Source organism: Dechloromonas sp. ZY10, assembly GCF_041378895.1.
GTDB lineage: Bacteria > Pseudomonadota > Gammaproteobacteria > Burkholderiales > Rhodocyclaceae > Azonexus > Azonexus aquae.
In genome coordinates this window covers 345,576-357,589 of record NZ_CP144212.1, presented here as the reverse complement: position 1 = coordinate 357,589, position 12,014 = coordinate 345,576, and the positions used below count along the sequence as shown (strand labels likewise).

8 protein-coding genes are annotated in these 12,014 nt (G+C 63.6%); 4 read left to right on the top strand and 4 right to left on the bottom strand.

Annotated elements, in window-relative coordinates; all coding sequences use genetic code 11:
- Positions 1 to 2: 2 nt before the first annotated feature.
- Positions 3 to 677 (bottom strand): SPOR domain-containing protein, encoded by a 675-nt coding sequence (locus VX159_RS01710; RefSeq protein ID WP_371324261.1) that lies wholly within the window; start codon positions 675 to 677, stop codon positions 3 to 5.
- Positions 678 to 695: 18 nt separating this feature from the next.
- On the bottom strand, positions 696 to 2,471 hold the full coding sequence (gene argS, locus VX159_RS01705; RefSeq protein ID WP_371324260.1) for an arginine--tRNA ligase: 1,776 nt from the start codon (positions 2,469 to 2,471) through the stop codon (positions 696 to 698).
- A 172-nt stretch (positions 2,472 to 2,643) separates the two neighbouring features.
- Between argS and VX159_RS01700 the strand changes: the two genes are divergently transcribed.
- The gene (locus VX159_RS01700; protein ID WP_371324259.1) at positions 2,644 to 3,774 is read left to right on the top strand and encodes a response regulator; all 1,131 of its coding nucleotides are present in this window, start codon (positions 2,644 to 2,646) and stop codon (positions 3,772 to 3,774) included.
- Here the strand turns inward: VX159_RS01700 and VX159_RS01695 are convergent.
- Together VX159_RS01695 and VX159_RS01690 are read right to left on the bottom strand one after the other, a co-directional pair.
- Positions 3,764 to 4,273, bottom strand: coding sequence for a DNA-deoxyinosine glycosylase (locus VX159_RS01695; RefSeq protein ID WP_371324258.1), 510 nt, complete (start codon positions 4,271 to 4,273; stop codon positions 3,764 to 3,766). The two genes, VX159_RS01700 and VX159_RS01695, sit on opposite strands and share 11 nt — an antisense overlap.
- 5 nt (positions 4,274 to 4,278) lie before the next feature.
- Positions 4,279 to 5,622 carry a diguanylate cyclase gene (locus tag VX159_RS01690; protein WP_371324257.1) on the bottom strand — a complete coding sequence of 448 codons (1,344 nt, stop codon included), beginning with the start codon at positions 5,620 to 5,622 and terminating at the stop codon, positions 4,279 to 4,281.
- A gap of 176 nt (positions 5,623 to 5,798) precedes the next feature.
- Between VX159_RS01690 and ubiB the strand changes: the two genes are divergently transcribed.
- The 3 genes from ubiB (at position 5,799) to VX159_RS01675 (ending at position 11,985) form a co-directional block, all read left to right on the top strand.
- Positions 5,799 to 7,331 (top strand): ubiquinone biosynthesis regulatory protein kinase UbiB, encoded by a 1,533-nt coding sequence (ubiB, locus tag VX159_RS01685; protein ID WP_371324256.1) that lies wholly within the window; start codon positions 5,799 to 5,801, stop codon positions 7,329 to 7,331.
- Between the two features lie 5 nt (positions 7,332 to 7,336).
- Positions 7,337 to 10,597: an SNF2-related protein gene (locus VX159_RS01680; RefSeq protein ID WP_371324255.1), complete on the top strand. Its 3,261-nt coding sequence runs from the start codon at positions 7,337 to 7,339 to the stop codon at positions 10,595 to 10,597.
- Between the two features lie 134 nt (positions 10,598 to 10,731).
- On the top strand, positions 10,732 to 11,985 hold the full coding sequence (locus VX159_RS01675; RefSeq protein ID WP_371324254.1) for a diguanylate cyclase domain-containing protein: 1,254 nt from the start codon (positions 10,732 to 10,734) through the stop codon (positions 11,983 to 11,985).
- Positions 11,986 to 12,014: the final 29 nt, after the last annotated feature.

Here is a 12,014-nt window from a genome sequence, read left to right as displayed (position 1 = left end):
CTTTACTTGGCGAGCTGGGCATCGATGCCCGAACGTGCCAGTTCGGCACGCACCTTGTTCACATCCTCGATACGCGGATAGGGACCGACGCGCACCCGGTAGTAGGTCTTGTCCTGCACCATCACTTGCTGCACCACCGCCTCGACCCCCATGAACGCCAGCTTGGCCTTCTGGTTGTCGGCATCCTGCGCAGTGCTGAAGGACCCGGCCTGGAGAAACAGCGGCGTCTTGCTTTCCTTGACCTCGTCCTTCTTGGCCTCTTCCTTCTTTTCTTCCTTCTTCGGCTCTTCCTTCTTCGCTTCCTCTTTCCTGGCCTCGTCCTTCTTCACTTCAGGCTTGGCCGGAACCGCCGCCCCCTTGTCCATCGCCGCCTCGCTCTTGCCGGGCAGGATGTCGTAGAACTGGAAGCGCTTTTCCGGCACCGGATCACCGGGCTTGCCGGGCAGCGCCATCGGCTGCGCCGGCTGGCCATTGGCGGCCTGGCTGTGATCGGCGCGGGTCGGCAAGGGCACCTTGTTGGCAAAAGGCAGCGGCGATTTGTTGAGATACCAGACCACGCCGGCAGCGATCCCGACCCCGAGCACCAGGCCGATGAACATGCCAACCAGCGTACCGCCGCCGGACTTTTTCCTGGCCGGCTGTGCCTGGCGGCGCGGCGGCTTCATGTCGCGACTCATCGTCTCTCCCTGCGCGAATTACATCGACTCAGGGCAGCTGGTGCCGAGAATCGCCATACCGTTACGGATCACCTGACGCACGGCAGCGGCGAGGGCGACGCGGGCAGCACGCAGCTTCTCGTCATCGACCAGCATCCGCTCGGCGTTGTACCAGCCGTGGAACTCGCCGGCCAGATCCTTGAGGTAGAAGGCAATCTGGTGCGGGGCCAGATCGCGCGCGGCGGTCTCGACCACTTCGCGGAACTGCGCCAGCTGGTTGGCAATCGCCAACTCGCGCTCGTTGCTCAGCAGCGACAAATCGGCAGCGGCCAATTCGGCCAGATCGCCACCCAGTTGTTCGGTCCACTGGTTGATCACCGAGCAGACACGAGCATGCGCGTACTGGATGTAGTAGACCGGGTTTTCGTTGGTCTGGCTCTTGGCCAGATCAAGGTCGAAGTCCAGATGCTGGTCGGACTTGCGCAGCGCGTAGAAGAAGCGGCAGGCATCGTTGCCGACTTCGCGGCGCAATTCGCGCAGGGTGACGAATTCGCCGGAGCGCGTGGACATCGAGGCTTTCTGGCCGTTACGGTAGAGCACCGCGAACTGGACCAGCGCCACCTGCAGCTTGTCGCTGTCGAGGTCCAGCGCCTTGATCGCGCCGGTCACACGCGGAATGTAGCCGTGGTGGTCGGCGCCCCAGATGTTGATCACCTTGTCGAAACCGCGCTCGAACTTGTTCAGGTGGTAGGCGATGTCGGAGGCGAAATAGGTGTACAGGCCATTTTCGCGCTGGACGACGCGGTCCTTCTCGTCGCCGAAGGCGGTCGAGCGGAACCACTTGGCGCCGTTCTGCACATAGATATGCCCCTTCTCTTCAAGCAGAGCCACGCAGCGGGCCACCAGGCCGGTGTCGTAGAGCGATTTTTCGGAATACCAGACTTCGAATTCGACGCCGAATTCCTTGAGGTCGTCGCGGCAGTCTTCCAACTGCTCGTTGAGCGCGTGCTGGTGCACGTAGTGCCAGTCGCCGCCGAGCAGTTCCTTGGCCTGGGCGATCAGTGCATCGAGATGCAGCTCACGCTGCTTCTTGGCCTCGTCGTCGGCGCGCTCGGCTTCCGGCAGGCCCGGCGTACCGGCGACCACCTCGGCCGCGGCACGGACGAACTTGTCGCCGTGAGCCACGGTCATCTGCCGGGCCATTTCGCGCACGTAGTCGCCCTGGTAGGCATTGGGCGGGAAAGGCACGCTCTGACCGTGCTGGTCGAGGTAGCGCAACCAGGTCGACAGGCCGAGGATATCCATCTGCCGGCCGGCGTCGTTCACATAGTATTCGCGGGTCACGTCCCAACCGGCAAACGCGAGCAGGCTGGACAGCGAGGCGCCGTAGGCAGCACCACGGCCGTGGCCGACGTGGAGCGGGCCGGTCGGATTGGCGGAAACGAATTCAACCTGGATCTTCAGGCCACCGCCCACGGTCGACCGGCCAAAATCGGCTTTTTCGGCGAGCACGGCCTTGACCACGTCGGTCTTGCTGCCTGCATCAAGACGAAAATTGATAAAACCGGCGCCGGCCACTTCGGCCGCCGTCACCAGCGTCGACACCGGCAGTTCGTTGACCAGTTGCTGAGCGATTTCGCGCGGGTTCTTCTTCAGCGCACGCGCCAGCTGCATCGCCAGGTTGGTGGCGAAATCGCCGTGCGACGGGTCACGCGGGCGTTCGAGTTGAATCGGCGTATCGGCAGCGGTCGGGGCAACGCTGGCCAGGGCCTGCTGCAGCAATGCGGTCAGTTGGGTTTTGACGTCTTGGGCCATCGGAATTCGGCGGAAAAAAGCAAAACGCCAATTATACGCTGCCGGCCGGGCAACGTTCCGGATTGCCGACCATCGGGCCGCAGCCGCAGCACTATTACCAATGAAGCACGGACAGCCCCCGCCAAAAAGGCTAACATCGGAAAAAACCGCCTAATTCAGGAACAGCACGACCATGAACCCGACCATTTTTCTGATTGAAGACGACCCTGCCTCAGCCCGCCTGCTGCAGATGATGCTGAAAAACGAGGCCGAGATCGAAGTGTTCGAACAGGCAGAAGACTGCCTGATGCGCCTGGAAGAAGGCAAACCCAGCATCGTCCTGCTCGACGTCGGGCTGCCCGGCATCGACGGTTATGCGCTGTGCGAACAGCTCAAGCAGCGCCCCGATACCGCCGACATCCCGGTGATCTTCATTTCGGGCCATGTTGAAATGGAAGCCCGGATTCGCGCCTACGAGCTCGGCGCCCACGACTTCATCGTCAAGCCGTTCGACGTCACCGAAGTCCGCAGCAAGATCAGCCGCCTGCTCGACAGCCTGCGCGAACGCGCCGGCCTGAATACCCGGCTGGAAGAATCGGATCTGCTGACGACGCTGATTCTGTCCAATCTCGACGAATACGCAGTCGTGCTCAAGTACCTGCGCGACCTGAACTCGTGCACCTCGCCGCAGGAAATGGCGCAGATGACGCATGCCATGCTGCGTGGCTTCGGCCTCTCCGGCGCGGTCCAGCTGCGCCTGCCGGACACCACCCTGAACACCTCGGCCGACGGCGAGGCAACACCGATCGTCGCCTCCATCCTTAACCATGTGCGGCTGATGAACCGGATTTTCGAATTCAAGAAGCGCGGCGTCTACAACTTCGAACGGATCACGATGATTGTCGACAACATGCCGGTCGATGACCCCGAGCGCTGCGGCCGCCTGCGCGACCACCTGGCAATCGCCATCGAAACCGCCGACGCCCGCCTCGCCGGGCTGTTGGCAGCTTCGGCCAACAGCCGCGCCGACCATAACCTGAACGAAACCCTGCAGTTGCTGGCGACCGCCACCGAGGAGTTCACCCTGCGCCAGCGCACTGCTCAAACCGCCGGCCGCGAGGTAATGCGCGAACTCACCGAGGAAATGCACGGCACCTTTGCCCATCTGGGGATGAACCAACTGCAGGAAGACAGCATCCTCGACCTGATCGAACAGAAAACCCAGAAGCTGATCCTGATCTACGACGCCACCGCCGCAACCCAGGCCACCCTGCAGAAACTGCAGGCGCAAATGAATTCGATGCGTCAAACCCTCAAGGGCTAGGACTCAATCGCGCCAGGGCGGCGGGCAGCACGGCCCAGGCTGCCCGCTTGGCAGCATACGACAAGGCAGCGTGCGCCGGGCTGGTAGAAGGCAGGCGCTGCGCAGCCGGCCAGTCGGGACGAACCACCAGATGCCGCCGGAAGGCATGTTCGGCGGCGGCACCGTTAAAAAAGATTTGCCGGATTCCCGGGTGGACCGTGAAAAACGCCGCAAAGTCGTTAACCGCCACGCTCTCTCCGACAATCGCGGCATCCAGACTCCCCTCTCGCCGGCAACCGGCAATCACATCCCACAGCGCCACGCCTGCCGCATTCAATGCGGCCAGCCGCTGCGCATAGGGCCAATGCCGTTCGATCCCCAGCAAGTCGTCGATCAACATCCAGAAGGCATTGCGCGGATGCGCATAATACTCACCGGCACGTAGCGAGGCCTCGCCGGGCATGCTGCCAAGGATCAATACCCGGGCGCCGGCCTGCACCGCCGGCGCAAAACAGCGCACCTCGTTCAAGCCGTAACTACCCGGTTCTTGCCCGAGCGCTTGGCCAGATACATGGCCGCATCGGCACGCTGGAGTGCCGCATCACCGCTCTCCTCTGGCAGCAATTGCACCAGACCGGCGCTGAAGGTGATCAATACATGCTCACGCCCGGAGAGATAGATACGCCGGGTCAATTCACGCTGCAGCCGGACGATCACATCGACCGCCTCACTCTGCGGCGTAGCCGGCATCAGGATGACGAACTCCTCACCACCGTAGCGCGCCAGCGAGTCGGTAGGCCGGATGCAGCCACGCGCCACTTCAACCAGATGCTGCAGGGCGGCATCGCCCGCGCGGTGCCCGAGCCGATCGTTGAGCTTTTTGAAGTTATCGATATCCAGCAGGCACAGCGACAACACCCCGTCCTGCCTGCGCATCCGGGAAATTTCCCGTTCCAGCGCCTCGTCGAGACCGCGCCGGTTGAGTGCATCGGTCAACGGATCGTGCCGAGCCTGCGCACTCGCCTGATCGAGCTCCAGACGCAACTGCTGCAGCCGCGACTCGGCCTCCTGCACCCGCTGCTGCATCCCTTGCAGTTCCTTGCCGGCTTCGGCCGACTGGGCCGCCATCTGGCGCGCGGTGCCCACGACCTCGCCGAGCAGCGGGCGTAACTCGGCCAACGAACTGGCCCGCTCGACCCGGGTCGCCGCGTCCTCAAGTTCGTTATGAAAGCCGCTGCTCGATTCGCTCATCGTTGCCAGCCGATGAATAAACGCATCCAGCATCTGCTGCATCTCGGCATGGATCGCATCCGCGCCCTGCCGCGCCTGACGCTGCTTGAGCACGACGTCCTGCAAGCGCTCGCGTGCCTCATCGATGGCCCGCAACATGAACGGTGGCCGCATCGCCCCGCGCACCCGGTCCAGTTGCCCGCGCAGCCACTGGTCCTCGGTGGCCAGGTCGGCAATATTCTCAACCAGCAAATGCAGCAGGTCGAACAAAGCCCGACGCACCTCGAGTTGCTCGCTGACTGCCATGGGCAACTGCCGGGTCAGACGCAGCAGCCGCTGCTGCACCCGCTCAACCGCGACCGGTGGCTGCCGCAACAGGCTCAACAGGGGCAGGAACTCCCCGCCGGCGGTACTACCGGCCAGATCCTCGAACAGGGGCTGCAATTGCTGACAGAGATCAGCCAGGACTCCCGACAACTCATCCGGCAAAGTCCCGTTCATCGCCGACGGCGCAAGTGGCAGGCCTGCCACTTGCGCATAGGCCCGCTGGAAATTCTCCGGGGTCGGCGCGCAATGCTGCCCGGCCAGCAACCGGAGGGCTTTGCGGGCGATTTCCAGAGGGTTTTCCGTATCGGACATTATGCTTTTGGCCAGTCATCACACTGATTGGCTATCGTAACGCATAAGCGGGCTGGTGCGACATGCACCGACCTGGGCACAGCGTAAACACCTGTCCACAGCAGCCAAAACAGTGGAAATGCCGGACCGCTGGTAGCGAGCGTGTTAACATCGCTGTTTTTCCCGAACCGCCGCCCATGCGCCTCTTCCGCCTGCTCAAGATTGCCGCCGTCGCCAGCCGTTTCGGCCTCGATGAAATGGTGCTCGAGCACGAGCCCAGCGGGCGCCTGGTGCGCCTGGCCAAGGCTTTGCAGTTCTGGCGCAATCTGTCGGCTCCCCGGGCCGAACGCCTGCGCCTGGCACTTGAAGCCCTCGGACCGATCTTCGTCAAGTTCGGGCAAGTCCTGTCGACCCGCCGCGATCTCATGCCTGCCGATATTGCCGACGAACTGGCCAAGCTGCAGGACCGCGTCCCCCCCTTCGGCTCGGAACTGGCGCTCAAGGAAATCGAAAAAGCCTACGGCCGCCCGGCCGATCAGGTGTTTGCCGAATTTGATCCAGTCCCGGTCGCTTCGGCGTCAATCGCCCAGGTGCATTTCGCCCGCCTGCGCGACGAGGACGGCGGCCACGAAGTGGCGGTCAAGATCCTGCGGCCGAACATGCTTTCGGTGATCGAGCACGATCTGGCGCTGATGGACAATTTCGCGCTGCTGCTCGAAACCCTGTGGTCGGACGGCAAGCGCCTCAAGCCACGCGAGGTGGTCGCCGAATTCGGCAAATACCTGCGCGACGAGCTCGACCTGATGCGCGAGGCGGCCAATGCCTCGCAGCTGCGGCGCAATTTCACCGGCTCCGAACTGCTGATCGTGCCCGAGGTTTATTGGGATTTCTGCACGTCGACCGTGATGGTCATGGAACGGATGAAGGGCGTGCCGATTTCGCAGACAGAACGCCTGGTCGCCGACGGTATCGACCTCAAGAAACTGTCGGCTGCCGGAGTCGAGATCTTCTTCACCCAGGTCTTCCGCGACGGCTTTTTCCATGCCGACATGCACCCCGGCAACATCTTCGTCGCCCCGGATGGCCGCTATATCGCGCTCGATTTCGGCATCGTCGGCACCCTCACCGACATCGACAAGAATTATCTGGCGCAGAATTTCCTCGCCTTCTTCCGCCGTGACTACAAACGCGTCGCCGAGGCCCACATCGAGTCCGGCTGGGCGCCCAAGGACACCCGCGTCGACGAGTTCGAAGCGGCGATCCGCGCGGTCTGCGAACCGATTTTCGACCGGCCGCTCAAGGATATTTCCTTCGGCAAGGTGCTGCTGCGCCTGTTTCAGACCTCGCGCCGTTTCAATGTCGAAATCCAGCCGCAACTGGTGATGCTGCAAAAGACCCTGCTCAACATCGAAGGCCTCGGCCGCCAGCTCGACCCCGAACTCGACTTGTGGAAAACCGCCAAACCCTTCCTCGAGCGCTGGATGAGCGAACAGGTCGGCTGGCGCGGCCTGTGGCGCGGACTCAAGCATGAAGCCCCGTATTTCGCGCGCAACCTGCCGCAACTGCCGCGCCTGATTCACCAGGTCCTGGCCCAACCGCAGCGCCAAGACCCGACGCCACTGCTGCAGCAACTACTGCGCAGCGAGCAGCGGCGCAACCGCTGGCTGGCGCTGATTGCGCTCCTGCTAGCCCTGCTGCTGCTTGAACCCTTCCTGTTTGCTCCCTACTGAATCCCATGGCCACCACCCTGCTGTCCCACGACGAAGATGACGTCCTGGCCTGGCTGGGCGCCGGCGAAGTCGCCAAAGCCCGCCCCTACGTCGACCTGGTGCGCAATCTGGAAGTCGAAGGGCACCGCATCCGGGCCAGCGTTCCCGGTACCGCCCGCGAACCCTACCTGACCGTCGCCAGCCTTGCCGACGGTGAACTGTACAGCGCCTGCTCGTGCCCAGTCGGCGGCCATTGCAAGCACGTTGCCGCGATCCTGCTGCGGGCGATTGCCGAGCGCTCGGTCAGCCACAATGTCCGCCCTGGCGTGCTGTCCTGGGTCGAAGACCTGCGCCGCACCTCGATTGCCGTGGCCAAGAAAAAGGCCAGGCCGGCCGGTGCCCGACAGCAGCTGTACTACATCCTCAAATGGACTCCGGACAAGCGTCATTTCGGGATCGAGCTACGCAAAGGCAAACACCCGGAAACTGCCGAAGAATGGTGGAAGGTCGACCGGGCGCTGATGACGCCGCCGCAATTCGTCGCCGAAGAAGATCTCGGCATCCTCCGCCTGCTCTGGGCCGCACGCGGCAACGACCATGGCCTGCGGGCCTTTGCCCTGGGCGAAAAGCACGGTGCCGAACTGCTGCGCCGGATGGCCGACAGCCATCGCCTCTATCTGCAGGATGATCTCAGCCTGCCGCTCAACCTGGCGGCCTCGCGCCCGGCCAGCGTCGGCTGGCAGATCGACAACCGCGGCCTGCAGCGCCCCTGCCTGCGCCCGGAACCGGCGGCGGAGCTGATTGTTGCCTGTGACCCACCCTGGTATATCGACCCGGACGGCGGCGAAACCGGGCCGCTGGAAGTCAGCGGCAACCCGACCGTACTGCGTCGGCTGTTCACGCTGCCGCCGCTGTCGGCCAAGGAAGCCGCCCTGGTTGCCGAGGCGTTGTCCGAACTGGCGCCGGAATTGCCGCCGCCGGCCGAGGATGCCAACGAGCGACTGCGCCTGATCGACAGCCCGCCACAGCCGGTGCTGCGCCTGCAAACCCTGCACATCCACGGTCAACGGGCCTGGCGCGGCTATATGCAGAACTTCACCGGCGGCCTGTTCGATCTCGGCCAGGTCTTTTTCCGCTACGCCGATGCCGAGGTGCGAGCCGGCGATCAGGGGGAATACGTAACCCTGCCCGAGGGCGAAACGGTGCGCATCAAGCGGCGCCCGGACAGCGAAAAAGCGGCCCTGCAACAGCTTGCCGAACGCGGCTTTGCAGCCGTCCCTCCCTATACCCTGCACACCTTCGGGACGCCACCGGAGGGCATTTACGGACTGGCTGGCGAAGACAGCTGGGCCACCTTCATGCAGCATGGCCTCGACGCCCTGACAGCGGCCGGCTGGGAAATCGATTTCCCGCCCGACTTCCGCCACTATGTGATCGAAGTCGAGACCTGGGAGGCCGACCTCTACGAGGGAGAGAACGGCTGGTTCAACCTCGACATGGGGATTGTCGTCGAAGGCGAACGTCTGGCTCTGGCGCCGTTGCTCGCCAACCTGTTCCGCCAGGACGCGCGCTGGCTCGATGCCATCGAGTTGTCTTACATCCCGGACGACGAAGCAGTCGAACTGATTTCGCCGCGCGGCCAGCGCCTGCGCGCACCGGCCGGGCGGATCAAGCCGCTGGCGGCAACGTTGATCGACCTGTTCGACGGCTTCAGCGGCGGCAACACCTTGCGCGTTTCGCGCTTCGACGCACCGCGCCTGGCCGAGCTGACCGACACTGCGCGCTGGCAGTTCCGCGGCGAGCGCGATGTGATGGCGATGGCCGAACGCCTGGTCGCGGCCCAGGGCATCCGCGACATCCAGCCACCGGCCGGCCTCGGCCTGGAACTGCGCCCCTACCAGAAGGAAGGCCTGGCCTGGCTGCAGTTCCTGCGCGAGCAAGGCCTTTCCGGCATTCTGGCCGACGACATGGGCCTGGGCAAAACGGCCCAGACGCTGGCCCACCTGCTGCTCGAAAAGGAAAGCGGCCGTCTCGACAAACCGGCACTGATCATCCTGCCGACCTCGCTGATCTTCAACTGGAAGAACGAAGCCGCACGCTTCGCCCCCGAACTGCGCGTACTCTCGCTGCACGGTCCGGAACGCAAGACGCGCTTTGCCGAGATCGCCGAGCATGATGTGGTGCTGACCACCTATCCGCTGCTCTGGCGCGACGCCGACGAGTTGATGAAGTACAGCTACCACCTGCTGATCCTCGACGAAGCGCAAACCGTCAAGAACGCCCAGAGCCAGAGTGCCGAAGCGGTGCGCAAGATGGATGCGCGGCACCGCCTGTGCCTGACCGGCACGCCGCTGGAAAACCACCTCGGCGAACTGTGGAGCCAGTTCGACTTCCTGCTCCCCGGCTTTCTCGGCAGCAGCCGCCAATTCACCAAATTCTGGCGCACGCCGGTCGAAAAGCAGGGCGACACTGCCCGCCGCGACCTGCTCGCCCGCCGCATCCGTCCCTTCATTCTGCGCCGCAAGAAGGAAGACGTGGCCACCGAACTGCCGCCGAAAACCATCATCGTGCGCAGCGTCGAGCTCGAAGGCAGCCAGCGCGACCTCTACGAAACCGTGCGTGCCGCGATGGATGCCCGGGTCCGCGAGGAAATCGCCAGCAAGGGCTTTGCCCGCAGCCAGATCGTGATCCTCGACGCCCTGCTCAAGCTGCGCCAGGTCTGTTGCGACCCGCGCCTGGTCAAAGGCACCACCGCGCGCAAGGTCAAGGAGCGCGCCAAGCTCGACCTGCTGATGGAGATGTTGCCCGAACTGGTCGAGGAAGGACGCCGCATCCTGCTCTTCTCGCAATTCACCAGCATGCTGGCGCTGATCGAGGACGAGCTCACCCGTGCTGGCCTCACCTATGTCACCCTGACCGGCGACACCAGCGACCGCGAAACTCCGATCCGCCGCTTCCAGAACAACGAAGTACCGATCTTCCTGATCAGCCTGAAAGCCGGCGGCGTCGGCCTCAACCTGACCGCTGCCGATACCGTCATCCACTACGACCCGTGGTGGAACCCGGCAGTCGAAAACCAGGCCACCGATCGCGCCCACCGCCTCGGCCAGGACAAACCGGTGTTCGTCTACAAGCTGATCGTCCAGGGCAGCATCGAGGAAAAAATCCTCGCCCTGCAGGAGCGCAAGGCCGAACTGGCTGCCGGGATTCTGTCGGAAGATCATCAGGTCGATGTCAAATTCGGCAACGACGACCTGGCAGCATTGTTCGAGCCGCTACCGGGCTGACCGTCCCCGCCATTCACGGTCAACCGCAAAAAATGACAAAATCCACAGCACACCTCGCGCTGCGGTAGCCGCCATCCTTATAATCCACAACCGACCATTTCCGCCCGTCAAGGCGACACTCCCAGGCTCCCGCGATGAAAATCCTGCTCGCCGAAGACTCCAAAGCCATTGGACTGCACATCACCCGGACACTTGAGGAGTGGGGGCACGAGGTGACCTACGTGATGGACGGACGCGCAGCGGTGGACGCCTATCAGCAGGCCCGCCCCGATCTGGTCCTGCTCGACGTGGTGATGCCGGAAATGGATGGAATCGAAGCGACCCGGCAGATCAAGGCGCAGGGTAGCGACCGCTGGGTACCGCTGCTGTTGATCACGGCGCTCAATTCGACCGAGGAAGTGGTGGCGGGCCTTGATGCCGGTGCCGACGACTACCTGACCAAGCCGATCAATTTCGCCGTGTTGCAGGCACGGATCAACGTGATGCAACGGATCAAATTGATCCAGGACAGCCTGTTCGGCATTCTCGACAATGTGTTCGAAGGCATCGTTGCGATTAACGAACGCGGCATCATCAAAACCTTCAACCAAGCCGCCGAGAAAATCTTCGCTTACCGCCCGCAAGAAGTCATCGGCCAGAACGTCAAGCTGCTGATGCCGCAGCCTTACCGCAACGAACACGACGGTTACCTTGCCCGCTACCAGCGCGAGCGCACGCCGCACATCATTGGCGCCGGCCGCAAGGTGCGTGGCCGCCGGCGCAACGGCGAAATCTTTCCGATGCAGCTCTCAGTGACCGAAATCGAGCGCGACAACGGCAGTCTGTTCATCGGCCTGATCCGCGACATCTCGGAAGAGGAAGCGGCGCGCGAACGGATCGAATACCTGGCCATGCACGACGCGCTGACCGGGTTGCCCAACCGCGCCCGCCTCGGCGAACTGCTCGACCAGCGCCTCTGCGGCCGCAATCCGCCCTGCGATGCAATCCTTTTCATCGACCTCGACGGCTTCAAGCCGATCAACGACAACCACGGTCACGAAATCGGTGACCAGGCCCTGATCGAGGTCGCCCGGCGCCTGCAGGCCGGGCTCGGCAACGAGGCCTTTGTCGGCCGTCTTGGCGGCGATGAGTTCGTCGTCGTACTGCTTGATGTGAGCGGCCCGCAAGCTGCCATCGACGCCGGCCATGCCATTATTGCGGCCCTGCAACCACCGATGCAGTTGGGGCCGGAAGCCATCACCTGCCGCCTCGGCGCCAGCATCGGCGTTGCCCTTGGCGGCATGCACGGGCACTCGCGCACGGTCCTGCTGACCGCCGCCGACAGCGCCATGTACATGGCCAAACGTGCGGGCAAGGGGCGCGTCGTGCTGGCGCCTCCTCTGACCTGAGCCAGCCGCCGCCTCTGTCCGCCACGGTC